Genomic DNA, 25,156 nt, shown 5'->3' with positions numbered 1-25,156 from the left:
AAGCACAGGAATAAAACGGGAAATAACCATCTGAACATCACGTAGACAGGGGAGATAAAACAACCATATAGATTTAAAAATTATCTGTCGCCAAACAGGATTGAATATCACTCTTCTTTCATATCGTTGAAAACAACAACCGCCACAGAATTAATATTTACGAAGTCACCATGATGTATTGATTATGCAAATAAAAAGCATCAGGTGGTGCAAATATATATGCACCACCTCATTTAAAAATTACAAATACCAGGATGTTACTACTTTGTTTTTATTAAAGTTAATCTCAAGATTCGAACCATGATGGCTGGTATCGCCAGTCATTTTGCCGGATGCTCTTGTCATCGTATCGGAGGCGTTACTGGCAGAGGTGGCCATTCCAAGTGCGCCTGAAATCGCACTTGCGCCTGGAACATATCCCATGACACTGGATGCCGTACTCAGATTACCACCTTTATTGAAGCTCCAACTATAACCGCCACTCGATGAAGAAAATTGATTATCTGGCGTTCCATACAGAGCCTGCACCTCAGCCTCAGTAGTTTTATTAGGAATGATATGTGAGCTTACATAACTTCGGCTAAATTTATCTTCGCCCCCCATAGAACTACATCCTGCAAGCAACAACATCATTGTTACAGCAACTAAAATAGCTTTCATTCTGCTTCTCCATGAAGTTTATCCAAACTCGACTCTATTTATTAACATGGAGTTAAAAATATGTAAACAACATTTATTTACATAAAACTGACATAAACTTATCATCTTAGAAATTAATTTTAAGCATTGAAATAAATAAAACACATCGCAGTAAAGCCAGACAATCTCCATTTCTTGGTTTTTTATTTCTGAACTCATCGCAAAATCGATATTTAATTTCATTTAAATATCAGGCACTGTCGGCCGTCTTTTATTCTGTGATGACCACACGAACAGGCATGGCTACAGCGTTAGCTACGGGTATTTTCGCCCTGTAAACTGTGACTACGAATTCAGAAGTCCCGCGCTTTCACTATGTAGAAGCTTTGTGTCGATAACAAAAGAGCGGTACGGTAATTAACGTGCGGCGATACAATGCAATTTACTATCATAAAATACAAATAGTTAAGATCATCAAAATGATATCGACTTCTGTTCTTTCCCTACAGATCACCTTTACGTTTGAGCCTAAATGGATGGCAACTAAGATTTCGCGGTTCTAAAATTTTCCACAATTTCGAAAAAGCATCGGTAAGCAGGGAATTACGAGCAGGACTCAGCAGGTCACCCTTTATATACCGGGTATGGAATATTTGACGTTTAACCCGCTAAAAAGGGGCCCGGCTGGTGAGTTATGGTTACTCTGACATGAAGAACGCTTTGTGTAACGAGCATAATCAGCACGGGCTAACCGTAAGAGTGAAGCGCCCCTGTTTGGCGCAATGCGGGCCGCGACGTGGGGCGTGACTTTCAGGCATACCGGCATAACAACGACTGAAACTGCAGCGGGCAGCACGGGGACATAACGTGTTCGGGATTAAGGCTGCGGGGTTAAACGACATCAGGTATCCCTGCCCTCATCAGATACCTGTGGTTCCCGTCAAAACGTTAAGCGGAAATGTGAGTCAACGCTGCCAGGCTCAGTCTGTGAAAACCTCAGAAGAAGCGCAATCTGAAAAGCATATACAGCACAAAATATGCCGCCTTCGCATTCACGTTCATCACATGATATTTCACTTTCTCGCTCCTGTTTAACAGCCCCAGGACATTCTCAGGATAACGCTTCTCTTTGATACGTTTGATGCTATTACGAACCTCATTAATATTCAGCGTGGTGTAGTACATTGCGGTCACGATTTGCATATCCAGCGTCAGCTTGCGTTTGGTTATTCCTGTAGAAAAACGGGTCATATCGCCGTTTTTATACTTCACCAGCAGCCTTTCATAGAGGTCGGTAAGGTAGCGTTTACGATCCAGCAGCTCTTCATAAAGTACGCGTTTCTTTGAAAGCGAGTTCTCTACATCATCATAGTGATAGGAGGCACTGTCAAAAACAAACAGGTTATCGGTATAGTAGAAATAGTTAAGATTAAACAGGAGATCTTCACTCATCGAAATGCCTTTCGTGAAGCGAATACCACAATCATCGATAATTTTTCTTCTGTAACACTTGTTATGAAGATAACCAATATTATCACTTAACTCGATTTCACCCAGAACGTCGGGAATACCCTGCTGATCAAAATAGCCATAGGTCGACAGATCGCCCACGCGATCGCATTTGAGGTTCCCTACCATCAAATCAAGAGGTTGTGGAATTCCTGAGGAAAGATGCTGATGAAATATGGCAAGAAAATCATCGTCAACCCAGTCATCGGCATCAATAAAAATGACATAGTCGCCCGATGCCGCTTCCAGTCCGCTATTACGCGCGACGCTGACGCCTGCATTATTCTGCGTGATTACTTTAAAATTATTGTACTGTTTGAACTCATCAAGGATCGCAGCGCAGTTATCTTTACTGCCATCATTAACTGCAATAATTTCATAATTTTTAAATGTCTGAAGGAGAAGGCTCTGTAGGGTACGCATAATCGTCTTCTCGGCATTATAAACCGGTATTATTATACTGAATAAATATTTATCATTCATTTCAAAACCTCGTAACCAACATACATCATGGCATCATCAGGCAGAGGAAAATCGGCGTTATAAAGTCGCCTTCATTCCTTTTCACCCCGGAGAAAATGAGCTTTTTAATTATTTATAAATCCACGATCACAGTATAAAAGCGCTAAATTAAACTGACTGTAAACAGGTATAATTCCGGCAACGAAGATCAGTCATTATCCTTAATTAAATACTGTAGATAAAATAATGAATGAAATAATAAAGGCATACGTACGCCTCCCGCAGGTTTGCAGGATTATAAAAAATAATATTTATCTGAAACCTACAGATAATCGACGGGGAAAGGAAATCTCAATGAATATATTTCAATATGATGAAAGGTATTATTTCTCAAAAATAATAATACCTTTCATAAAAACTTAACTTACCGGCCAGAAAACAGGGTGCGGTTAATCAGAAACCATAATTTCCCCGGCTGGATGAAGATTTTATGAATCTTCATCATTGGCTGACCGCGGAAAAAGTAATTAAGGACGGTAAAAGCCATAAACTCCGTGACCACCACGCTTATTGCCCCGCCAGTGATGCCGAACATGGGCACCAACGTCACCGTCGTCACCAGGCAAACCGCCAATACGCAGAACGTTTTTTTGATCAGATAACGGTAGCCGTTGTATTTGATGATAAAGCGATCCATCACGCTGCTTAACACACCAAACATGGCACCGATACTCAACAACACCATCGGGGCTATCGCTTCGGTGTAAGCGGCACCGTAGAAATGCTCAATAAACCAAGGTCCCACCAGTGCGATGCCAAGGATAACCCCTACGGATACGGCAATGACCAGTAACTGCAGTTTCTGAGCGCGTATCACAGCCACCTCAGGATCGCGCTCGGCAAACAGGGCCGGATAGAAAGACGCCAACAGCGCATTGGGTAAAAATACCCAGGCAACCGACAGCGTCATCGCCACCGAAAAAATGCCCGCCTCTTTGAGGCCTAAAAACCATGACACGCTGAGCTGGTTGAGTCGGGTATAGATGGTAATCGCAATCACCGACAGCACCAGTGACCGTCCGGCCTGAAGAATATAGCGGCTGTAACGCCGGATATGGCTCAGCTTAGGAAGCGGCGGCCGCACCTGAGATCGTCGGTGATACCAGCCAAACACGCAGATCTTAATCAGGAAAGGAATAAAGGTGGCCAGCACAATGGGAATCGCCAGCAACTCTGGAGCTAGCTGGTAATAAGAAATCCCATAGCGAATGCCTAAACTGATGAGCAGCCCGGTCAGGTTAGCGATCACGTTCAGCTTCGCATTTAAAACCGCCTCGTTATAAATGTTAATCAGGTCGATAGCTGAAAACAGGCAGGCTAAGGCAGCAGCACAGATAAAGATAAAGGCCTGCGCATTCATCTCCTCGCGCATCACGATGATGCCTATCGCCGACAGCACACAGTAAATGGCAAACACTAATATGACTGCAGGCACCATAAGCCGGATGCCCGAACGGTGATTCTGGGCGATACGCTTCAGCAAAATTACATCGCAGCCCATCATGGCAACCGACTGGATAAACTGAAAGATCAGCATTGAAATCGCGATGACGCCAAAGGTGACAGGCCCCACGTATTTCGCCACGAAGGACGTGACGAACATCAGCCCAAAGACGGCAACCAGTTTCTCAATGATCATCCACAACGAGTTTTGCAGCTTCTGTTTCACGACCGGCCCCTCAACACATTCTGTGCGACGTTGCGCAACCCGGATACCAGCCGCGGCGACAGAAAGAAGAAGGTGAAATACAGGCTCCATGCATTTGGAATGATGCCGGCAGCGCAATAAGCACGATAGTTCTGACGATAGAGATCGATGTACTGCTTAACAAACGCAGCGCTGAACGCCTCACTGTGCAACGCCTTGTAGATATGCGAAGCGGTCACTTTGAGGAATAAAAAGTAGTAAAAGCGTTCCTGTGGGCGCAGCAGCAACATTTTTATCCCGGCAAAAGCACGTACATAGGTAAAGTGTTTTTCTTTAAGCTCGGAACGTGTGGCGGAATTTCTGGACTCGACATAGTGGTAAACCACACGGCGACTAAACACCACCTGCCCGGGGTTCGCGGCGGACAGATAGCCGATCACAAACAGCAGGTCTTCAAAGTTAAAGATATCTTCACGAAAGTGCAATTGCTGCTGTTGCACGATTTCCCGGCGGAAAAATTTGTCACAGATACCGTGCTTCGGCGTGTGATACAACAGTTCACTTATCGCCTTATCGGCAGACATACTGCGCTGAGAATCGGCTTCTGTTACCTCAGAAAGCGGCTTTCCGTCATGAGAAAAGGTACGTGATTCGCCTACAGCCAGAACCACATCATCCTTCATAAGCGTAAGCCAGGTATCAAGAACCGCAGGAGGCAGGAAGTCGTCAACGTCAACAAAAGAAATGAATGTACCGCGTGCGGCGTCCAGTCCGCAGTTACGCGCCGAAGAAACACCGCCATTGGGCTTATTGATAATCAATACCCCAGGATAATTCTGGTATTTATTCATCAGCTCAAGTGAATTATCGCTGGACCCATCATTCACCAGAATCACCTGGCAGCGCTCAGCCTGAGGCTGCTTAAGAATACTCTCAACACAACGTTCAATAAATGCCGCACCGTTATAAACAGGCACAATAAATGACACTAAAGGGACTTGTTGATCGTTATTCATATAACCTCTGGTGTGACATATTCATTAAAGTGAAATACAAAAGAGAGTGCCAGTTAGTCCCAAAAATTTTTATTTGTACAAATTTTTCGCTACTCTAAATCAGTCGTATGTATGCACATCGTCAATTTTTGTATCAAAATGTTTACCCTGTTTTATCGCGAGTAAAAATTAAATAAAAACAATGAATTAATCGATAAACTAAGAGTATTCTGTAATTTGCATTGCCGCTAAAATGGCCTTTAAAAAATAAACAGAAAACAGGGGGAATACTCTACTCAGATGCGGATCGCTTTCGCAATAAGCAGGCTCTGCAAACAGCGTGGAAACGCGAACGCCAGGCAGTATTTATCATCATCACAAGGCGGGAATGCCGCAGTGCAGGCCCATTAATAAGAATATCCTTATAATAAGGATTTCATGGCTGCAAAATACCTTTACCTAAAAAAACGCAAAGTCTACTAAAAAGAAATATATAAACCAGAAGAAGCCATTGTGTTTAATTTACGTTTAAGTTTATTGCGTCGAAGTTTATGGATATCTTTCCGTGTTAACGATTCCTGATATTGATATAAGGAATACGCTTTTCTGCATAAGCCGCACAATGATGAAAGCATTTTTCTTGCCACGCGCATCTGGCTCAGTGCCCTGTGTGCCCAAAACCACGCCAGGGAACTATGCGGATTTGACCTCTGTGGTGAATACAGGCAGATTGCCGACCCAACATGGCTTTGCTGGCCGGTAAGCGCTCAGCGTGTTTTTAGTTCACAGCGATATTCGCCCGGCGTTTGCCCGCGCGCATCGCCTCGCGTCATCCTGTCAATAAGGTCAACCACCAGCGATGCGGGTTCAGGGCATCCGGCGGTATCGGATAGCAAGAATCTAGCGTCGATGCCGTTGCCCGGTGCATGTGTGGCAGCCGCCACATCCCCGCGCCGTTGTCGTGCCAGTAAAAGGCACCGTCTTTACGCGCCCGCTAAACCGTCGCAGCAGAACAAACACCACGCTGTTCACCATCACCACGCTGATAAGACAGAGCGAACTCAACCCCGGATGATGGTGGAAACTGACGCTCTGATAAAACAGCGTGGCAACGGAATACGCCACGTTTAAGCCCCAGAAAAACGAAAAGAGCATCCAGTTTCTTCCTGCCTCGCGGGCAATCGCACCCATAACCGACACGCAAGGGACATAGAGCAGCACAAAGATGAGGTAGCTGTAAGCGGCAAAGCCATTGCCAAACTTCGCACTCATCACGCCCATCTGGCTGGCGCTGATCTCGCTGTCTCCTTTGCTGGCTTCAATGGGGTTTGCCAGCGCGGTGAGGCTAAATGCCGCTTTCAGGCTGTCGCCGGTTGCGGTCAGCGCATCACCCAGTTCGCCCAGCAGATCAAAGTGCTGCGGGTCGAAGTCACCGCTTTGCACATCTTCACCGACATAGAGACTGTTCAGGGTTCCGACCACCACTTCCTTTGCCATAATGCCGGTGACCAGCCCCACGGTAGCCTGCCAGTTGTCCGGGGTGACACCGATTGGCCGCAGCGCAGGCGTCACGATCTTGCTGGCAGAAGCCAACGCAGACACGTTGATATTGTCCACCGTCGAGCCGTTAAACGAAAAGCTGCTCAGCAGCCCGATAACCATGCTGACCAGAATAATGACCCGCCCGGCCCGTATGATAAACATTTTCAGCCGCTGCCAGGTCTGAATCAGCAGGCTTTTCAGATGAGGCCGGTGGTAGACGGGCAGCTCCATAATAAACGGAGAAGCCTCGCCGCGTAGCAGCGTGTTTTTCAGGATGAGCCCGGTGACAATGGCAACAACAATGCCCAGTACATACAGGGAAAAGACCAGGCTGGCGCTGTAAGCCCCAAAGAACGTCGCCGCGAAAACGGCGAAAATCGCCAGGCGGGCGCCGCAGGACATAAAGGGCGCAATCAGCACGGTGAGTAAGCGCTCACGGGGTGTATCCAGGGTACGGGCGCCCATCACAGAGGGGACATTGCAGCCAAAGCCGACGATTAAGGGAACAAAGGATTTACCGGGTAAGCCCAGCGACTGCATCAGACGATCGATAACAAACGCCGCACGCGCCATATAACCGGAGTCCTCCAGAAACGACAGGAACAGATACATCAGCCCTATCTGAGGCAGAATAGGCAGCACCGTATTGATGCCAGCACCGATTCCCTGCGCCAGAAACACGGTCAGCCAGTCGGGAAAATGAAAGGTATAGCCGAGCCATTGCGTTCCATGGATAAACAGCGCCACCGAGCCGCCGTCAAATATCGGTTGTAGTGCGGCACCGATATTAATCGACAGTACGAACATCAGGTACATCACGCCCAGGAAAACCGGCATACCTGACCATCGGTTGAGCACGATGTTGTCCAGCCTTTCGGTCAGCGCGCCTGGCATTGACTGCTGAATATTGCTGACGGCGGCACAGAGGGCGCTGATAGCCTGATAACGGCAGTCGGCGATGACCATTGCCGGATCACCACCGGCTTCCTGGGCAATCTCGGCCAAATGTGGCACGACTGCGGGACAAACCTGGCGGCTGTTGATATCGCCTTCCAGCAGCTGTAACGCCAGCCAGCGCTGTTTTTGCACATGGATATCATCAGGCATCATGGCGCGCAGGCGTAAAATTGCTGCCTCAATAGCGGGCGGATAAACCACCGGCAGTGGCGCTATCGCTTTGTGCCAGCCATCAATGGCGGCTTTGAGATGAGTGAGTCCTTCGGCACGCGTGGACGTCAGCGTAACGACCGGGCAGCCCAGCCGGGCTGAGAGCGCGGCGACATCGATGTGGATATGCCGGCTGGCCGCAATATCCTGCATATTCAGCGCCACAATGCAGGGAACACCCAGCTCCAGCAGTTGAAACGTCAGGAAAAGATGGCTCTCCAGGTTCGAGCTGTCGACCACATTCACAATCAGGTCGGCACGATCGTCAAACAGGTAGCGGCAGGCAATGCTCTCATCAACAGAGCCATCCGCCGACAGTGTGGTGAGCGAACGTGTGCCGGGCAGATCAACCAGCCGCACATCCGCCGTTGCCGTAAAAAACTGCCCTTCTTTACGTTCGACAGTGACGCCAGCCCAGTTCCCTACTCGCTGCCGCGCGCCGGTAAGCTGGTTAAACAAGGTGGTTTTGCCCGTATTGGGATTACCAATCAGGCCAAGGGTCAAGGTTTTCATCAGTCTATTTCTTCAAGCATCACGGCAGCCAGATCCCGCTGCCTTACCGCAAGGTTGACGCGGCGCGTACGGATTTGCACCGGATCGCCCAACGGCGCTACGCGAACCACCTCAATCAACGTGCCGGGCAGCATTCCCATGGTTAGCAGCTTTTGCCGCCAGGCGGGATGAATGGAATGTTGGTATCCCCCAATACGATAGGTCGTGCGTGGTTTTATTTGCATAGCCTTATTCGATCCAGTAACAACAGAACGCAAATTATACAAATGATAACTATTCTTGTTTCTTGATCTGGATGGGGAGAAACGCAAGGAAACGCAGAAAGGGTTGTAACGACTTACCGCAAGGCGAAAACCCCAGACCGGCGGCGGCCGGGATAAACAGCTGTCCGGGGTTTCGAACCGGCTGTCTGGCCTTTATGACTTAAATAAAATTAAACCTTGCTTAATAAGTTCAACCTCTATAGTGTAGCGACATCGGTTTGGAACACAGACCTTATGAAAGCAGTTTTAGTAAAGCAGTCCTCAGTTCAAGCGTCATTCCCAGATGCCCTTCTTCATGAGCCTCCTCCTAAGTGCCCAATAAGTAAAATCTGCAAAACAGGCCATCTTCGTCACCTTGTGTGGCTCAAAAATGAAAAGGACACCTCTATGTCGACTAAAATGACTGGTTTAGTAAAATGGTTTAACGCTGATAAAGGCTTCGGCTTTATTTCTCCTCAGGACGGAAGCAAAGATGTATTCGTACATTTCTCTGCTATCCAGAGCAGCGATTTTAAAACTTTAGATGAAGGCCAGAAAGTGGAGTTCTCAATCGAGAACGGCCCTAAAGGTCCTTCAGCTGGCAATGTTGTTGCACTGTAACAACTGACGCCCTCACGACCGCTTACGATAGCGATGATGGCAACAGCCTGAGCAGTTAAGTCGTTGTGAAAAAAACCCGCCTTGTGCGGGTTTTTTAATGCCTGTCATAAACTGCATTCGCCCTCGCGGCAGCCTTGCAGAATATTTTTCGCCCTCCATTGCGCCATAAAGTCTGACATCCGCTAACCTCTGCATCGCTTGCACGAATAACGCCAGTGAGAGAAAAGCGCCGACCATCACGTTTTCATTCTTATTATTTCAAAGCGTTATTATATTCACGTGAAAATACAGGCATCTGTTGTGCAAAATAACGACGCATGGGCACAACCCGTGGACCTTTTTATTATTGTCAGATCACAATAATGTATCTGATGGTACATTTTAGCCGCGCTGCCTTTTATCATTGAGGCGATGTCCCCCAAGGGCTCGCGAACATCTTCTCTCTTCAGAAAAGCCGCTTTTATTTCTTAGTTACTGTCATAGATCACATTATTTACCGCGTCACTATTAAGCTAATCATTTTAATACCGATAAACCTGTATCACCTTTTACCGGGATTACTGCAATGCTTAAAAACCTTAAAATCACGACGGGTATTGTTGCCGTGTTATTTCTTTTTAGTGCGCTATTGACCATTACGGGCTTTCTTTTCTATTCCTCTGTCAGCCAGGCTGGTCGCAATTTTTCGCACACGGAACAACTTACGCTGCAACAACAACAACTCAGCGACAGCGTGCAGACGCTGATCAAGACGCGCGTGACGATCAGTCGCGTGGCGATCCGCTTTCTTAAAAACCAGAAAGATCCCGCATCACTGGCGTCTATTGCCAAGTTGCTGGAGGTGGCGAAGCAGTCCGCCGATAAAGCTGATGAGTATTTCCAGGCTTATAAGACCGCACCCGCGTTACCGGGTCAGCATGCCGAGGTGACAAAAAATGTCGAGGCGGCTTACACCAAGATGCACGAGACAATGCTCGCCTCAGTAGACTTTCTGAAAAATAATAATTATCAGGGTTACGGGAATCTTGATGCGCAGGAAGCTCAGGATAATCTGGATAAGGCTTATCAGACATGGCGCAGTGCCAACTACCAGTTAATGAAGCAGATCGCCGCTGAAAACGATAGCAACTACAGCAATATGCTGTGGACGTTGCTGATTATCGCGATCATTGCCCTTGTCACCGTTGCCACTGTTTGGGGCGGTCTGAGAACCCTGCTGCTGAAACCGCTGAGCATGGCCACTGATTACATGCGTGCTATCTCTGCCGGTGATCTGACCCAGGAGATCGCCAGTGAGAGTCAAAACGAAACCGGCAGACTGCTTCGCCAGCTCGAAGAGATGCGCAGTGCGCTGGTTGTCACCATCCGCTCTGTGGATGATGCCACGCAGTCCATTTTTACCGGCGCGGCCGAAGTTTCTGCCGGCAGTACCGATCTCTCCTCGCGCACCGAACAACAGGCGGCAGCCCTTGAGGAAACCGCAGCCAGCATGGAGCAGCTCACCTCAACGGTAAAACTGAACGCGGAAAATGCTCAGCAGGCAACCACCATGGCGAAAGATGCCTCCGTAATGGCCTCGCAGGGTGGGCAAATCGTCGCGAAGGTGATTGCCAACATTGAACAGATAAGTGAAAGCTCAAAACAGATCGCCAGTATTATTGGCATTATTGACAGCATCGCCTTTCAGACCAATATCCTGGCGCTTAACGCCGCAGTGGAAGCCGCGCGTGCCGGCGAACAGGGACGAGGTTTTGCTGTGGTGGCCGGTGAAGTGCGTTCTCTGGCCGGTCGCAGCGCCAGTGCGGCCCAGGAAATACGCACGCTGATTGACCAGTCCACGCAGCGCGTAAACAGTGGTTCGACGCACGCCTCAGAAGCAGGCGATGTGATGGGCAGTATTGTGAATTCCGTTAACAGCGTTACGCAGCTCATGGCAGAGATTGCCTCCGCCTCGGCCGAGCAAACGCGCGGCATTGAGCAGGTGAGTAAAGCGGTGTCTGAAATGGATGGCGTCACGCAGCAAAACGCCGCGCTGGTTGAAGAGTCGGCCAGTGCCGCTGCCTCGCTAGAGGATCAGGCAACGCAGTTACGCCAGTCGGTTGCGGTGTTTAACACAGGCAGAACCCCGGCCGCAGGTCAGAATGTGCTGCGTAAGCCATCGCTGAAGAAGCCTTTAGCGGAGAGCACTAGCGCTGGCCTGTCAGCAGAAAACTGGCAGTCCTTCTGATTGCTTAACCACAGAGCAAGGTTCCGCTCTGCGGTTAAGCCTCTCATCAGATGATGGAGATGACGCCGCTGCGTTATCGTCAGTGGATAGCCGCACGCGCGTCATCCGTGTTGAAATGATTCGCGCAGCACATGAAGCGCCGCCCAACTGGCCTCTTTAATGCTGCCGTCTTTACCAAACAGCAGTGGCCCGGTCGCCAGCGCGTCCCCCGCCTTCGGTGTCGCAGCCGTGCGGTGCGGCGTGTCCCAAACGCCCCACGTTAAAATAGCGGCAACGCCTGCCTCCAGAACCAGCGAAAGATAGCGTTTATACAGACCGGCAACCGCCATCGGTCGGCTCTCCATCGGCACGCTGCTGTCATCCACGTCCAGTTCGGTGATGTAGACCTTCAGGCCAAGCGATTTCACGTCGCGAATAAATGCCGCCAGCCCCGGCCCAAAAGCGGGATGGGGACCGGCTTTGAGATGAGACTGGATACCGAGCGCGCCAATCGGAATATGTCTGGACTGTAAGTCGCGCAGCATCGCCAGTACCGCCGCCCGTTTTCGCTGCCCATTGGCATCGTCGCTTTCAAGCCCGTAATCGTTGTAGCAGATTACCGCATGGGGATCGGCCTGATGCAGCGCCTCGCAGGCAATATCCATATAACGCGTACCAAGCCGCTGATACCAGAAACTGTTGCGCCATCCGCCGGGTTGTCCGTCGGCGGGATTGATGATTTCGTTAGCCACGTCCCAACTTTGTATCTGCCCACGATAGCGGCCCGCAACGGTGGAAATATGCTGCCTCAGCACCTTTTCCAGTTCGGTCGGATCGGCAATATCCTGAACCCAGCCAGGAAGGGCGCGATGCCAGCAGAACGTGTGCCCACGAAGCAATATCCCCTGCTCGCGGGCAAAGGCGGCGATAGCATCAGGGCCGGTGAAATCGTAGCGATCGCGCGCGGGATGGACGGCAATCCATTTTAGTGCGTTTTCCGGGACGATAATGCTCGCCTGACTCGCGACAAACTGCCGATAGCGCGCATCGGATTGCAGACTGTCGGGCCTGACGGCAAAGCCAAACAGCAGATGACGGCGGGCGGCAACGGTTTTTAAGGCAGGAAAGGGCGCAGAAGACGCCAAAGCAGGTAGCGGCAGCGCGGCACCCAGCATGAGCGCGGCGCTGTTTTTTAGAAACCCACGTCGGTTTGACGACATGAAAGCAGTTTTACGCAGCACGACGACGCCTCCAGATGCCCAATGAATGACATTAAGGGCACGGTTGTCCTGCCCTCACTTTTTATAGCCTTAACCCACCTCGCCGTCTGCCGGGATTGTTTGCATTGAGGTTAAGATGCGTTTCAGACTGTAAAAAAGCCATGAGCCTGAGATCCCGTCTGATAACAATGCGGCCCACCCAACCGGTCGTCATCGCGTTCCCTGTCTTCAGGTCCATCAAGAAAAAAGTGACAGGAATACACGTCATCATCTCTGCCTGAAACAGGCAAAAAAGGCGGTGTCATCAATTGCCTCACGGGCGCATTGCATTAGCCTGCCGCACAGGTTGATAACCAGAATTAAATAACGGGGATTTTCCTTTGCTAAGCTGAAAGGCATACCTGATTCGTTTAACCAAGGAGAATGCTATGACGCAGCTTAAAACCCGCCAGCTCGGCAACAGTGGTATTAACGTGCCGCTTCTGACTTTTGGCGGCAACGTCTTTGGCTGGACGGTTGACGAGAAAACCTCGTTTTCCCTGCTCGATGCGCTGGTAGAAAAAGGTCTGTTCTTTATCGATACCGCAGACGTGTATTCGCGCTGGGCGCCCGGCAATCAAGGCGGTGAGTCAGAAACCATTATCGGCAAGTGGCTGAAAAAAAGCGGTAAGCGCGACAAGATCGTCCTGGCAACCAAAGTCGGTATCGAAATGTCACCGGAGAAAAAGGGGCTGAAACCTGACTATATCCACCAGGCTGTGGAGGATTCACTGCGCCGCCTGCAAACGGATGTGATCGATCTGTACCAGGCACACCGTGACGACGACTCCACCCCACTGGCCGATACACTTAATGCCTTCGATGCGCTGATTAAAGCCGGCAAAGTAAGGGCCATCGGTGCCTCCAATTACAGCGCGACGCGGTTACAGGAGGCGCTGGACATCAGCAAGCAGCAGGGGCTGGCGCGCTATGAAACCCTGCAACCGGAATACAACCTTTATGATCGTGAAGGCTATGAAAGTGGGCTGGAGCAGGTCGCCCGCGACAATCATCTTGGCGTCATCAACTACTACGCCCTCGCCAGCGGCTTTCTGAGCGGTAAATACAAGAAACCGCAGGATGCCGCCAAGAGTCAGCGCGGTCAGGGAATTGTGGATAAATACCTGAATGAACGCGGCCTGCGCATCGTTGAGGCGTTAGAAGATGTGGCCGCCTCACATGATGCTTCAGCCACGCAGGTCGCTCTGGCCTGGCTGATTGCGCGTCCAGGCATTACGGCACCGATTGTCAGCGCCACCTCTCTGCAACAGCTCGATGAGCTGATCAAGGCCACGGAACTGATGTTAAGTAAGCAAGAAATCGAAGAGCTTTCCCGCGCCAGCAAGGCCTGAGTCAAAGGGGATGCTACGGCATCCCTTTTTTTATGCTTCCTCGCATTAAATGCCTTTTCTGTTAAAAACATATTCGTTCAGAGAGACCTGTCACAATTGCGTTAATCGTTTATTGTTTTGAGGTTATATACGCACGGATTTGCAAAAACTGACATTTCACCAGCACTATCCTCTGCCCGGTCAATTACTGTCATTCACACAAGAATAACGATCATGAATACTCAAAAAGCAGTGCAGTTTATGCCTCGTCTGGCCGCGGGCAGCCTGATGTTTGCGATGCTGAGCGCCTCCGCGCTGGCCGCCGATGCCTTTAGCTATGATTCCCCCTATATGTTCGGTGACTGGAACGGGTCGCGGACACAACTGGAACAAGACGGCATCAAATTCGACGTTAACTACACCATGGAAAGCGCGGCGAATCTTGGCGGCGGAGCCGATACCAATACGTCGATGCGTTACAGCGATCAGTGGGCATTCGGTGCCAATTTCGATCTGCAAAAGCTCCTCGACTGGCAGGATACGCAGTTCCAGGTGACCATCACCGATCGTAATGGCCGTAACATCTCCGATCAGGTTGCCGATCGCCGCACCGGGATGCTCTCCTCTACGCAGGAAGTGTACGGCCGCGGTCAGACCTGGCGACTGACGCAGTTCTGGTTAAGCAAAGGCCTGTTCGATAACACGGTCAATGTTAAAGCCGGCCGGGTTACCGTCGGGGAAGACTTCGATAACTTTGACAGCAAGTTTCAGAACCTGGCATTCGGCAGCGGTCAGGCCGGTAACTGGCGCGGCGATCGCTGGTTTAACTGGCCGGTATCCCAGTGGGGCGGACGGGTAAAAGTTAACTTTACCCCTGAGGTATTTTTCCAGGTCGGTTTCTACAATCAGAACCGCGCTAACTACGATCGCGGCGACGGTTTCCGCCTTGATACCAACAACTCAGAAGGCAATCTGGTGCCGGTCGAACTGGGCTGGAAACCGACTTTCGGGCCAGAGAATCTGCCGGGTAATTATCGCATCGGCTACTACTATTCGTCCGCGAATGGCGATAACTACGGTAGCTGGCAAGATGGCGCTTACCAGCGCAAAGATCATGCTTATGGCGGCTATGTGCTGTTACAGCAGCAGCTTACCGCACAGGGTGGCGATGCCAGCCGCGGCCTGGGCGTCAGCGTTCAGGCGGTCATGAACGATCACAAAACCGCTAAAACCGATAACTACCAGTCCATTAGCTTCACCTGGAAAGGGCCGTTTGATGCGCGTCCGCGGGATGAAATAGGTGTCGGCGCGGCGCGCATTCATGTTAACAGCGCCTATTCCCGTGCGCTGCGTCAACAGAATGACGCCAGCGGTCAGACCGACTTCAACAGTCCCACCTACCTGCCGGTTCAGGAGGGTGCGGAGTACAACTATGAAATTTACTATAACGCCCAGTTGACCAAATGGTTGCAGCTGCGTCCCAACCTGCAATATGTGGTTGCGCCGGGCGCCGTCAGTGAGGTGAAAGATGCCTTTGTCGGCGGCATCAGCGCTAACGTGAACTTCTGATTTGCGCCTCATGCCTGTCGGCTCATTCACGTCAGCCGACAGGCATGTTTTACTGCATTCGGCGACAGGCGAGCCCTGCTATGAACCTCATGCATGCCGCGTTTGCTGAGATTCGCCCGTGCGGGGGTTTCGGCCTTCCCCACCACACCTGCCCGTAATAGCCGCAATTTTTTGCAAGTCACGCCCTGGCTGATGCGCTATAACTCGCCTCACATGCGTTCAGACCAGCAGGGAACAGATGAAAACGTTTATCAGCAAAACTTTCACCGCCGAAAAGGCCTGGGGTGCCGTCGACATTGCCAATTTTGAGGGCACCACCGTGCGGCTTCACTGGACGGATAAGCCTTATAAATGGCATATCAATGATGGTCAGGAAGTGTTTGCCGTCATGGATGGCTGCGTAGACATGCATTATCGGGAAGCGGGAGAAACAAAGAAAATCCGCTTAGAAACGGGCGATATTTTTTATGCCAGCACTGGAACCGAGCACGTCGCCCATCCGCAGGGTGAAGCAAGAGTGCTGGTGATTGAAAAAGAAGGGTCAGTATAATCTTCCTGAATTTTGCCCCGCGCGCCTGGCGGTGTGCAATCCGCCACAGCCGCCCGCCGCAGGGCCAGCAGACAGAAGGGCGCCGCCATGAGCGCATTAATAACGCTTGAAAATCTGGGGCCGCGCATCTGTATTATGGGGCCGTCTAACAGCGGGAAATCAACGCTTGCGAGCGCGCTCGCACGTAAAACCGCCCTGCCTGCCATTCATCTTGATCAACTTTATCACCTGCCCCATACCGACTGGCAGCCAAGAGATGAGGCTGAGTTTTTGCATTTACATCATCAGGCCATCCATCAGGATTGCTGGGTGATGGACGGCAACTACACCAACTGTCTTAACGCAAGGCTGGCGCGGGCAACCGGCTACATTCTTCTTGATGTATCCACGCTCGTCAGTTTGCTGCGTTATTTCAGACGTTGCTACGCCAGTTCCCCCCGCCAGGGCGGGCTTGAGGGCGGGGTGGATAGCGTGAAAGGGGCAATGATAAAGCACATCGCGTTGATTACCCCCGCAAACCGCAGGCGCTACCAGACACTGTACTCGGACCTCGATCTGCCAAAATGCTTTTTGCAGGGCCAAAAGGCCATTGATGATGCCTACAGAGGCTGGAATTTGTCAGCCTGACCTGCGTATTCTTCTTGATATTCACTGCCGCACCGAGCCATGGGTCCGGGGGAGGTGCGCAGCGTGAGGCGCCCACCGCTTGCGTGCAGCAAGCCGGGGAGAGATTCGGTTAGTGAACGCAGCGTGCGGCCATATATACTGCTGACGCTGCGCTTTTGCAACGCAACAGGCAGGGAAACAGGGAAATGAAAATCATCCTGGCAGAAGACAGCCATGTTCCAGCAATACACCAGATTTACGCCTACCACGTCTTACGGGGTACAGGCAGCTTTGAAATCGTTCCGCCCGACGAGGCAGAGATAGCCAGCCGACTGGAAAAACTTCGCGCCGCCGGGCTGCCCTGGTTCGTCGCGGTGAGTGAAGGACAGGTTTGTGGTTACTGCTATCTGGGCTTTTACCGGCCCCGTTATGCCTACCGGTTTACCCTTGAAGACTCTCTGTATATCGATCCGGCATTTCAGGGAAAAGGCATCGGTAAACGCCTGCTGGCCCATGCTATCGACTGGGCTGAAACGCGCGGTTTTCGCCAGATGGTGGGGAATGTGGGTGACAGCGCCAACGCAGCCTCCATTGCCCTGCACCGCGCCGCCGGTTTCAGCGTGATCGGTACGCTGACGTCAGTGGGGTTCAAGCATGGCCGCTGGCTGGATACGGTGCTGATGCAGCGCGCGCTCGGTGCCGGGGACGGCTCGCTGCCCGAAAACGAAGCATAACGCCGTGGTGACAACCTGCGGCTGGCGACAGCCTGAAAAGGCCGTCCTCAGGCGGTGCAACCCAGCTCCTCTGAAATGGCCTGCGCCGTGGCAACCACCTTCGCCATCAGGTTTTTCGCACCAATCTGTTGCAGCTTCGCCGTCGGCAGCGAGACCGATACCGCATAAGGGACACGCTGCTGGATATCAAACACCGGCGCGGCAATACAGGTGACGCCCAGTTCATTTTCTTCACGATCCATCGCGGTGCGCTGCTGAAGAATATCGTTAAGTTCCCGCTGCATCTCAGGCAGCGTGGTAATGGTATTTTTCGTCAGTTGCTCAATGCTGTCCTGATGATTTTGCCAGTATTGCAGCAGGTACTCTTCGCTGCCCCAGGCCAGAAAGATTTTTCCCATGGCCGAACAGTAAAGCGGCATATGCTGGCCGATATAGGCACGGGTACGCATCATGCCGGTCGTGGGTTCTAACTTGTTGATCAGGACTACGTGGTCATCTTCACGGCTGGAGAAGTTCACGGTTTCGCCCACGTCCAGATTCAGTTTTTCCAGATGTGGCCCGGCGACGTGAATAATATTGAGTGACGACAGCGCCTTCTGCCCGACCGAAATAAACTTGGTGGTTAAGCGATAGCTACCAGGCGAAGGTGCCTGCGTCACGTAACCACTGCTGTGCAATCCCTGTAGCAGGCGGTGTACGGTGCTTTTGTTCATTCCAGACAGTTCAGCAAGATGGGCCAGCGGGCAACCGTTGGGATAATTACTCAATAACTCAATTAACTGCAGGCCACGAAACAGGCTCTGTGTCCCTAATGGCTTATCGCCCTTCGTTTCCTTTGCTTTATCCACTTTCACCGCCATCCACCGATCCTCTCCGTTTCTCACTTCCTGAACGCGCTAACGCATGATGTTAACTCATGGCATAGCGGCTGGGAATCTTTCGCTTTTTTAGTGTGGCCGGACAGGTCTGTTCCGTCCTGGCAGAAGTGCGTTGTTCATCACAAATTCAAAACAATATTTTAACTTACTGTTTATTATGAATAAATATCCGCCCTGCTTCTTTGCTTTTCCACGGCGGCAGGAATACTATTTTTTGGAATAGTATTTCACATATTGAAATTAGCAACGAGCGGTCGCCGCCCTTGCTGCTGATACTCACCAGGCGTCACGGGAGGCAGGAATGCAACCTCATCCGGATAAACCGGTTCTTACACTCAGCCATATCACTAAACGCTTCGGCGGTAACGCTGCGGTTAACGATGTGAGCCTGGACGTTTTCCCCGGCGAAGTCGTGGCGCTATTGGGGGAAAACGGCGCAGGTAAATCCACGCTGATCAAAGTGCTGGCTGGCGTGTACACCAGTGATGAAGGGCAAATTACCTTTCAGGGCAACGTCACGGCATCCGCCGCCGCGTTAAAAACCGCCACCACCCAACCCATTGCGTTTATTCATCAGGACCTGGGACTGATTGAGTGGATGACCGTGGCGGAAAATATGGCGCTGGTCATGGGATTCAGCCGCCGTTTTGGTCTGGTTAACTGGCGGGCGGTGCGTGAGCGAGCGCGTTTGGCCCTGGAAGAAGTGGGTATTCAGCTGGACCCCGATGCCCGCGTCTTTGAACTGTCGCGCACCGAGAAATCGCTGCTGGCCATCGCCCGTGCCGTGGCGGTCAACGCCGAAGTGCTGGTGCTGGATGAGCCGACCGCCTCGCTGCCCGCCAATGACGTGCGTCATCTGTTTGGCGTAATCGAGCGCCTGAAAAGCCGCAACGTCGGCATGATTTATGTGACACATCGCCTGGATGAGGTGATTGAGATTGCCGACCGTATTTGCGTGATGCGTGACGGTAAACGGGTGGCAGAGGGCGTAACGGCAGATTACCAGCTTCACGATCTGGTCGAAATGATTGTGGGCGAGGCGCTGGAAAGCAATCAGCGCCTTGCCCTGCCCGAAGCGCGTCCGCCTGTGCTGTCGCTGGACAAGCTGTGCATCGATGAAGTCGGCCCGGTCTCTTTCAGCCTGCAACCCGGCGAGATGCTGGCGCTGGCAGGCCTGCGCGGTGCCGGTCAGGAAGAGATTGGTCGGATGCTGTTTGGTCTGAAGCAGTCCACCAGCGGGGAGGTTATCTTCCGCGACCAACCCTGCCACCCGCGCTCCCCGCGTGAGGCGATGGCCGCAGGCATCTCGTTTGTGGCGGGCGATCGCACCGGCGAAAGCCTGGTGATGTCGATGAGCGTGCGCGAGAACCTGTTTATTAATCCTTGCGCCAGCGGTCATCGGCTGATGTCCCATTACGGTCGCCGCGCTGAGGTCGGAGCCAGTTGGTGGAAAGTCCAGCTGTTCGATGTGCGTCCCAAAGACGTGAACCTGGATATCAGCGCCCTGTCCGGCGGCAACCAACAGAAAGTGGTGATGGCACGCTGGATGCACCTGAATGCGCCGCTGCTGATTCTTGAAGATCCCACTGCCGGTGTGGACGTCGGCGCACGTGAAGAGATTTATCACCTGCTCAATAAAGCCCTCGCTGAAGGCGTGGCGGTGCTGGTGATTTCCAATGACCTTGAAGAAATTGCTCATATCTGCAACCGCGCTCTGGTGTTTAACCGGGGCCAGGTGGTCGGTGAACTGAGAAATGAACAGGTTACCTTTGCAGGTTTACTGGAGCTGGCCTCAGCCAGTTCTGCTGCCCCATTAGCTACCGTCTGAACAGGCAGTCAGGAGAAACGATATGTCTAAAACCTCGGTGAAATCTACCGCACTCGAACAACGGGTCAGCCTTGCCCAGCATGGCTTTGCGCCGTGGTCGATGCAGATCCTCACCCGCTACGGGTTACTGCTGTTGTGCGTGCTGTTAGCGTTAATGTTTTCAGTCCTGTCCCCCACTTTTGCCTCGATGTTAACCGTGCAGGCGATTCTGTCCAGTAAGGCAAAAATTGCACTGCTGGCGCTGGCGGCCACGTTGCCGATGATCGTTGGCAAAATCGACCTGAACGTCGGCTTTGGCATCGTACTGTGGCACATTCTGGCCATTACGCTGCAGGTGGAATACGGTTTTTCCTGGCAGATGGCGGTGCTGACGGTGCTGGTATTGTCAGCGCTGTATGGCCTGCTAAACGGTATTCTGGTGGCGCTGGCAGACATTGACAGCTTTGTCGCCACGCTCGGCTCCGGCACGGTGCTGTATGCCATTGCGCTGTGGCACTCCGGCGGACGACAAATTGTGGGCGACTTGCCGGACGCCTTCAGTGCCCTGCACAGCACGGAAATTGTTGGCATCCCGATTGGCGCATTTTATGTGCTGGGCCTGGCGCTGGTGTTATGGCTGGTCACCGAGCATACGCCGCTGGGCAGATGCATGTATGCCGTGGGCGGTAATCCCGTAGCGGCCCGACTCAACGGGATTGCCGTTAATAAATACGTGATTGGCTCCTTTATCGCCTCCAGCGTCATTACCGGCTTTAGCGGCGTGCTGATCGCCGCCGAACAGGGCGTCGGCCAGGCCAGCGTCGGCATGGATTACCTGCTGCCTGCCCTAGTGGGCGCCTTTCTGGGCAGCACCACCATTCGTCCGGGACGGGTTAACGTCTGGGGCACCGTGGTGGGGATTGCCATTCTGGCTATCGGTATCGCCGGTATCCAGCAATTTGGCGGGGCCTTCTGGGTTGAGCCTTTGTTTAACGGCGCCACGCTGCTGCTGTCGATTACGCTTGCCGGTTACGCCCAGCGTCGCCGTATGTTGAACCAAAAAGCCGTCGTGCGCAGTCAGGGCACGCCAGCGACCACACCTGACCCACAGCAAAAAACCATCACACCAGGGAACTCATTATGAAAAATCCGGTATTTGGTCTTTCTCTCGTTGCCATGCTGGTAGCTTCTCTGCCCGCACATGCAGACAGCTATCTGGAACAAGCCACCGCGGCCGTCGCCAAAGCCACGTCCAGCGCCACCACCTGGGACGGCCCCACCACAGGTCCTAAGCTCCAGGCGAATAAGAAACTGATTTTTATTGCCTCTGATATGAAAAACGGCGGCGTACAGGGCGTGCAACAGGGGCTGAGCGAGGCGGCGAAAGTCGCCGGATGGAAGCTGGATACGCTGGACGGCGCGGGATCGGTGAAAGATCAGCTCGCTGCCCTGAATCAGGCTATCGCCCAACGGCCTGACGGCATCATTATTGGCGGCTGGAACCCCAACGTCGCCAAAATGCCGCTCAAAAAAGCCGTGCAGCAAAAGATTGTGCTGATGGCGTGGCATGCGGAACCCGCCCCGGGGCCGATTAAGCAGTACGGCATTACGGATAACATTACCTCGGACTCAAACGAGGTGGCCCGCCTGGCGGCACAGTACGCCGTGGTGAAATCGGGCGGCAAAGCCCAGGTCATTATCTTTACCGACTCGCTGTATAAAATCGCACTGGATAAAGCCAATGCGATGAAGCAGGAAATTGAAAAATGCAGCGAGTGTAAGGTCATCGACTTTATTGATACGCCACTGGCCGATACCTCTAACCGTATGCCGTCGCTGACCTTCAGCCTGTTACAGAAGTACGGCGACCGTTGGCAGTATTCGCTGGCGATCAACGATCTCTATTTCGACTTTATGGCACCGGCGCTGAAAACCGCAGGCAAAGGCGGTAAAAACGCGCCTTACAACATCTCCGCAGGTGATGGGTCCATCTCGGCCTTCCAGCGCATTCGCAATGGGGAAAGCCAGGTCGCCACCGTGGCTGAACCGTTAAAACTGCACGGCTGGCAGCTGCTGGATGAGTTTAACCGCGCCTTCGCCGGTCAATCGCCTTCGGGCTATGTGACGCCCGCGCATTTAATTACCCAGGAAAACATTAGCCGCGATGGCGGGCCGCAGAACAATTACGATCCCGAAAACGGTTATCAGGCGCATTACAAAACCATCTGGGGCGTGAAGTAACGGAGGCCAGCAGCATGCAGGTAGAAAAACTGTGTTCCCCTGCCATCTGGGCCGAAGGCCCGGTATGGCTGCCGCAGCTCGATGCGGTGGTGTTCAGCGATGTGAAAGGCAACCGCATGTACTGCTGGCAGCGCAACGGCGAGCTCAGCATCTGGCGTCATCATGCTAACTATGCCAACGGCAATGCCCGGGACAGTCAGGGACGCGTCGTGAGTTGCGAACATGGCCGCCGGGCTATCAGCCGGACCGAATCAGACGGCACGGTCAACGTGTTGATCGACAAAGTCGAGGGCAAACGCTTTAACTCGCCCAACGATCTGGCGATCCGTTCTGACGGCACCATCTGGTTTACCGATCCGCCTTACGGAATCGTTAACGATCACGAAGGCTATCTGGCCCCCAGCCAGGTGATTGGCTGCTATCTCTACTGTTTTGATCCCGTCAGCGGGCAGCTCAGTATTGCGGCCAGCGATCTGCAGCGCCCTAACGGGCTGGCATTCTCACCCGATGAAAGCCTGCTTTATGTGGCCGATATGTCGGTGGTGGACTTCCCGACGCTGGGACGCCATCAGCTCCGGGTTTACCAGGTTGAAGGACGGGAACTGTCGCCGGGGAAATTTTTTGCCGATGTCACGCCGGGCTTTCCGGACGGCTTTTGTGTCGATGCCAACGGGGACATTTACTGTAGCTGCGCGGACGGCGTGATTATTTTTGACGCTCAGGGGACGCGTAAAGGCAAAATCCCGATCCCTGAGACGGTATCCAACTGCACGCTTGGTGGACCGGATAATCATGAACTCTATATCACAGCCAACACCTCGCTCTACCGGGTAACGTTGCGCTAAACCGGCTGCGCAGGCAGAACGGCAAGAAGGACCTGTCAGGTCAGCGCGTCTGTGGCTGACCGGCCCCTCTGTGGGCAAAATCTGGCAAATAAGCCTGAGATCACAAAAGCCAGCAATAAATATAACTACATGATTTTTAATGGTTAATTTTTCAGTCATTTCTTTGACTGCCCTGTCTTTTCCCCATAGCATTTAGTTGAAATGACATTCCACATTATGAAATAAGCGGCAACGCTGGGAGTATCAGTCGTATGAGAATCAGCTATCAGCAGTTGTATGAGGAGTTTCTCCGCGTACTCACGAGTCGTAACGTGCCCCAGGATAAAGCCGAAGCCTGTGCGCATATGTTTACCGAAACCAGCCTCAACGGCGTGTATTCCCACGGCATAAACCGCTTCCCACGTTTTATTCAGCAACTGGACGCGGGCCATATCGTTCCCGACGCCGAGCCGCAAAAAGTCCTGTCGCTGGGCGCGATCGAGCAATGGGATGCCCAGCGTGCCATCGGCAACATCACCGCGCACAGTATGATGGAACGCGCTATGGCCGTGGCATCCGACCACGGGATTGGGCTGGTGGCGCTGCGTAATGCCAATCACTGGATGCGCGGCGGCAGTTACGGCTGGCAGGCGGCGGAAAAGGGCTTTGTGGGCATTTGCTGGACGAACTCTATTGCCGTGATGCCGCCCTGGGGCGCGAAAAGTGGGGCGATCGGGACTAACCCGCTGATCATCGCCGTGCCGGGCGAGCCGATCACCATGGTGGATATGTCAATGTCGATGTTCTCCTACGGCATGCTGGAGGTGAACCGTCTGGCCGGTAAAAGCCTGCCGGTCGATGGCGGATTTGATGATGAAGGCAATTACACCCGCGATCCGGCCACCCTTGAGCAAAACCGCCGCATCTTACCTATGGGTTACTGGAAAGGCTCCGCGCTGTCGGTCGTGCTGGACATGCTGGCCACCCTGCTCTCCAACGGTGCCTCCGTCACCGAAGTGACACACGACAACGGCGATGAATTCGGCATCTCGCAGGTCTTTATCGCGATTGATGTCGACCGGCTCATTGATGGTGAAACCCGCCAGCACAAGCTCGACCGTATCCGGGCATCGATTATCAACGCTGAACGGGCCGACAGCGAGCAGGCCATTCGCCTGCCCGGCGATAAGTTTCCGCCGCTGCGGGCTGAAAACCAGCGTCTTGGTATTCCAGTGGACGATCGCATCTGGGCGCGTATTCAGGCGCTGTAAGGGGGAAACCATGATCACCGGACATATTGCGAACACCGACCCGCGTCACTATCCCCCGGCGATTGCCAAAGCGATCGCCTGTCTCGCCCGCCACGACCTGACCATTATGGCTGCGGGACGTTATCAGGACAGCGAAACGGGCTGGACCATGCAGGTACTGGATCTGCACACCGCCGCGCCTGAAGAGAACTACCCGGAAGCGCATCGCCTGCATATTGATGTGCAATATCTGGTAGCAGGGGAAGAAGTCATCGGCGTCGCCACGCAGCCTGTGGATTTACCGGTGCATCAGCCTTACGACAGCAAGCGCGACATCATCTTTTACCAGCACGCGCCGGAAGAAACCCTGGTGCGCATGCTGCCAGGCACCTTCGCCGTGTTTTTCCCGCAGGATATTCACCGACCAAATTGCGCGGTGGGCAAGCCCGGACCGATTCGCAAAGTGGTGGTTAAGATCCCCACCCGCGATCTGGTCTAGGCAA

Annotated in this window: 21 protein-coding genes; 13 read left to right on the top strand and 8 right to left on the bottom strand. The window is 52.4% G+C overall.

The window, feature by feature from the left end; all coding sequences use genetic code 11:
- Positions 1-240: 240 nt before the first annotated feature.
- The 6 genes from FBY13_RS12145 to feoA all read right to left on the bottom strand — a co-directional run bounded on the left by FBY13_RS12145 (position 241) and on the right by feoA (position 8,759).
- Positions 241-660 carry a hypothetical protein gene (locus FBY13_RS12145; RefSeq protein WP_096011449.1) on the bottom strand — a complete coding sequence of 140 codons (420 nt, stop codon included), beginning with the start codon at positions 658-660 and terminating at the stop codon, positions 241-243.
- Positions 661-1,635: 975 nt separating this feature from the next.
- Positions 1,636-2,631 carry a glycosyltransferase gene (locus tag FBY13_RS12140; protein ID WP_145394261.1) on the bottom strand — a complete coding sequence of 332 codons (996 nt, stop codon included), beginning with the start codon at positions 2,629-2,631 and terminating at the stop codon, positions 1,636-1,638.
- Positions 2,632-3,034: 403 nt separating this feature from the next.
- Positions 3,035-4,339 (bottom strand): oligosaccharide flippase family protein, encoded by a 1,305-nt coding sequence (locus FBY13_RS12135; RefSeq protein ID WP_063878100.1) that lies wholly within the window; start codon positions 4,337-4,339, stop codon positions 3,035-3,037.
- Entirely contained in the window at positions 4,336-5,334 is a 999-nt protein-coding gene (locus FBY13_RS12130) for a glycosyltransferase (protein WP_145394260.1), read from the bottom strand. Before FBY13_RS12130 ends, FBY13_RS12135 begins: the two co-directional genes overlap by 4 nt.
- Positions 5,335-6,213: 879 nt before the next feature.
- Positions 6,214-8,535 carry a Fe(2+) transporter permease subunit FeoB gene (feoB, locus tag FBY13_RS12125; RefSeq protein ID WP_145394259.1) on the bottom strand — a complete coding sequence of 774 codons (2,322 nt, stop codon included), beginning with the start codon at positions 8,533-8,535 and terminating at the stop codon, positions 6,214-6,216.
- Positions 8,535-8,759 (bottom strand): ferrous iron transporter A, encoded by a 225-nt coding sequence (gene feoA / locus FBY13_RS12120; protein WP_063878097.1) that lies wholly within the window; start codon positions 8,757-8,759, stop codon positions 8,535-8,537. The genes feoB and feoA overlap by 1 nt, the downstream gene beginning before the upstream one ends.
- Before the next feature lie 426 nt (positions 8,760-9,185).
- On the opposite strand from feoA, the gene cspA reads away from it, so the two are divergent.
- Both cspA and FBY13_RS12110 read left to right on the top strand, forming a co-directional pair.
- A complete protein-coding gene (gene cspA / locus FBY13_RS12115; RefSeq protein ID WP_014606872.1) occupies positions 9,186-9,398 on the top strand; it encodes an RNA chaperone/antiterminator CspA in 213 nt (70 codons plus the stop codon).
- 565 nt (positions 9,399-9,963) lie between these two features.
- Positions 9,964-11,625 carry a methyl-accepting chemotaxis protein gene (locus FBY13_RS12110; RefSeq protein ID WP_145394258.1) on the top strand — a complete coding sequence of 554 codons (1,662 nt, stop codon included), beginning with the start codon at positions 9,964-9,966 and terminating at the stop codon, positions 11,623-11,625.
- 101 nt (positions 11,626-11,726) lie between these two features.
- Here the strand turns inward: FBY13_RS12110 and FBY13_RS12105 are convergent, their stop codons facing one another.
- Positions 11,727-12,845: an endo-1,4-beta-xylanase gene (locus tag FBY13_RS12105; RefSeq protein ID WP_255474486.1), complete on the bottom strand. Its 1,119-nt coding sequence runs from the start codon at positions 12,843-12,845 to the stop codon at positions 11,727-11,729.
- Positions 12,846-13,252: 407 nt separating this feature from the next.
- Between FBY13_RS12105 and FBY13_RS12100 the strand changes: the two genes are divergently transcribed.
- The 5 genes from FBY13_RS12100 to FBY13_RS12080 all read left to right on the top strand — a co-directional run bounded on the left by FBY13_RS12100 (position 13,253) and on the right by FBY13_RS12080 (position 17,653).
- On the top strand, positions 13,253-14,215 hold the full coding sequence (locus tag FBY13_RS12100; RefSeq protein ID WP_145394257.1) for an aldo/keto reductase: 963 nt from the start codon (positions 13,253-13,255) through the stop codon (positions 14,213-14,215).
- Between the two features lie 213 nt (positions 14,216-14,428).
- Positions 14,429-15,763, top strand: coding sequence for a carbohydrate porin (locus FBY13_RS12095; protein WP_145394256.1), 1,335 nt, complete (start codon positions 14,429-14,431; stop codon positions 15,761-15,763).
- 238 nt (positions 15,764-16,001) lie between these two features.
- Entirely contained in the window at positions 16,002-16,313 is a 312-nt protein-coding gene (locus FBY13_RS12090) for a cupin (RefSeq protein WP_096011436.1), read from the top strand.
- An 87-nt stretch (positions 16,314-16,400) separates the two neighbouring features.
- Positions 16,401-16,940 carry an AAA family ATPase gene (locus FBY13_RS12085; RefSeq protein ID WP_145394255.1) on the top strand — a complete coding sequence of 180 codons (540 nt, stop codon included), beginning with the start codon at positions 16,401-16,403 and terminating at the stop codon, positions 16,938-16,940.
- Positions 16,941-17,125: 185 nt separating this feature from the next.
- Positions 17,126-17,653 carry a GNAT family N-acetyltransferase gene (locus FBY13_RS12080; protein WP_063878089.1) on the top strand — a complete coding sequence of 176 codons (528 nt, stop codon included), beginning with the start codon at positions 17,126-17,128 and terminating at the stop codon, positions 17,651-17,653.
- 47 nt (positions 17,654-17,700) lie between these two features.
- Here the strand turns inward: FBY13_RS12080 and FBY13_RS12075 are convergent, their stop codons facing one another.
- The gene (locus FBY13_RS12075) at positions 17,701-18,513 is read right to left on the bottom strand and encodes an IclR family transcriptional regulator (RefSeq protein WP_063878088.1); all 813 of its coding nucleotides are present in this window, start codon (positions 18,511-18,513) and stop codon (positions 17,701-17,703) included.
- Between the two features lie 319 nt (positions 18,514-18,832).
- Between FBY13_RS12075 and FBY13_RS12070 the strand changes: the two genes are divergently transcribed.
- The 6 genes from FBY13_RS12070 (at position 18,833) to FBY13_RS12045 (ending at position 25,152) form a co-directional block, all read left to right on the top strand.
- Positions 18,833-20,359 (top strand): sugar ABC transporter ATP-binding protein, encoded by a 1,527-nt coding sequence (locus FBY13_RS12070; RefSeq protein WP_109716723.1) that lies wholly within the window; start codon positions 18,833-18,835, stop codon positions 20,357-20,359.
- A gap of 22 nt (positions 20,360-20,381) precedes the next feature.
- Positions 20,382-21,482 carry an ABC transporter permease gene (locus FBY13_RS12065; protein WP_063878086.1) on the top strand — a complete coding sequence of 367 codons (1,101 nt, stop codon included), beginning with the start codon at positions 20,382-20,384 and terminating at the stop codon, positions 21,480-21,482.
- The gene (locus FBY13_RS12060; RefSeq protein WP_145394254.1) at positions 21,479-22,579 is read left to right on the top strand and encodes a substrate-binding domain-containing protein; all 1,101 of its coding nucleotides are present in this window, start codon (positions 21,479-21,481) and stop codon (positions 22,577-22,579) included. The genes FBY13_RS12065 and FBY13_RS12060 overlap by 4 nt, the downstream gene beginning before the upstream one ends.
- Positions 22,580-22,593: 14 nt before the next feature.
- Complete coding sequence (locus FBY13_RS12055) at positions 22,594-23,424, top strand: SMP-30/gluconolactonase/LRE family protein (protein ID WP_145394253.1); 831 nt, start codon at positions 22,594-22,596, stop codon at positions 23,422-23,424.
- A gap of 251 nt (positions 23,425-23,675) precedes the next feature.
- A complete protein-coding gene (gene yiaK / locus FBY13_RS12050; protein WP_145394252.1) occupies positions 23,676-24,674 on the top strand; it encodes a 3-dehydro-L-gulonate 2-dehydrogenase in 999 nt (332 codons plus the stop codon).
- A 10-nt stretch (positions 24,675-24,684) separates the two neighbouring features.
- Positions 24,685-25,152, top strand: coding sequence for a YhcH/YjgK/YiaL family protein (locus tag FBY13_RS12045; protein ID WP_145394251.1), 468 nt, complete (start codon positions 24,685-24,687; stop codon positions 25,150-25,152).
- Positions 25,153-25,156 lie beyond the last annotated feature (4 nt).

Source organism: Pantoea sp. SJZ147, assembly GCF_007828605.1.
GTDB lineage: Bacteria > Pseudomonadota > Gammaproteobacteria > Enterobacterales > Enterobacteriaceae > Pantoea > Pantoea allii.
This window is presented reverse-complemented; position numbering and strand designations above follow the sequence as displayed.

Excerpts from the sequence above, each read along its gene's own strand:
- FBY13_RS12145 (WP_096011449.1), bottom strand. The coding sequence starts at position 660 with ATGAAAGCTATTTTAGTTGCTGTAACAATGATGTTGTTGCTTGCAGGA.
- FBY13_RS12065 (WP_063878086.1), top strand. The coding sequence starts at position 20,382 with ATGTCTAAAACCTCGGTGAAATCTACCGCACTCGAACAACGGGTCAGC.
- FBY13_RS12070 (WP_109716723.1), top strand. The coding sequence starts at position 18,833 with ATGCAACCTCATCCGGATAAACCGGTTCTTACACTCAGCCATATCACT.
- FBY13_RS12110 (WP_145394258.1), top strand. The coding sequence starts at position 9,964 with ATGCTTAAAAACCTTAAAATCACGACGGGTATTGTTGCCGTGTTATTT.
- FBY13_RS12080 (WP_063878089.1), top strand. The coding sequence starts at position 17,126 with ATGAAAATCATCCTGGCAGAAGACAGCCATGTTCCAGCAATACACCAG.
- FBY13_RS12075 (WP_063878088.1), bottom strand. The coding sequence starts at position 18,513 with ATGGCGGTGAAAGTGGATAAAGCAAAGGAAACGAAGGGCGATAAGCCA.
- FBY13_RS12100 (WP_145394257.1), top strand. The coding sequence starts at position 13,253 with ATGACGCAGCTTAAAACCCGCCAGCTCGGCAACAGTGGTATTAACGTG.
- FBY13_RS12045 (WP_145394251.1), top strand. The coding sequence starts at position 24,685 with ATGATCACCGGACATATTGCGAACACCGACCCGCGTCACTATCCCCCG.
- feoA (WP_063878097.1), bottom strand. The coding sequence starts at position 8,759 with ATGCAAATAAAACCACGCACGACCTATCGTATTGGGGGATACCAACAT.
- FBY13_RS12055 (WP_145394253.1), top strand. The coding sequence starts at position 22,594 with ATGCAGGTAGAAAAACTGTGTTCCCCTGCCATCTGGGCCGAAGGCCCG.
- FBY13_RS12060 (WP_145394254.1), top strand. The coding sequence starts at position 21,479 with ATGAAAAATCCGGTATTTGGTCTTTCTCTCGTTGCCATGCTGGTAGCT.
- FBY13_RS12095 (WP_145394256.1), top strand. The coding sequence starts at position 14,429 with ATGAATACTCAAAAAGCAGTGCAGTTTATGCCTCGTCTGGCCGCGGGC.
- FBY13_RS12130 (WP_145394260.1), bottom strand. The coding sequence starts at position 5,334 with ATGAATAACGATCAACAAGTCCCTTTAGTGTCATTTATTGTGCCTGTT.
- feoB (WP_145394259.1), bottom strand. The coding sequence starts at position 8,535 with ATGAAAACCTTGACCCTTGGCCTGATTGGTAATCCCAATACGGGCAAA.
- FBY13_RS12140 (WP_145394261.1), bottom strand. The coding sequence starts at position 2,631 with ATGAATGATAAATATTTATTCAGTATAATAATACCGGTTTATAATGCC.
- cspA (WP_014606872.1), top strand. The coding sequence starts at position 9,186 with ATGTCGACTAAAATGACTGGTTTAGTAAAATGGTTTAACGCTGATAAA.
- FBY13_RS12090 (WP_096011436.1), top strand. The coding sequence starts at position 16,002 with ATGAAAACGTTTATCAGCAAAACTTTCACCGCCGAAAAGGCCTGGGGT.
- FBY13_RS12085 (WP_145394255.1), top strand. The coding sequence starts at position 16,401 with ATGAGCGCATTAATAACGCTTGAAAATCTGGGGCCGCGCATCTGTATT.
- yiaK (WP_145394252.1), top strand. The coding sequence starts at position 23,676 with ATGAGAATCAGCTATCAGCAGTTGTATGAGGAGTTTCTCCGCGTACTC.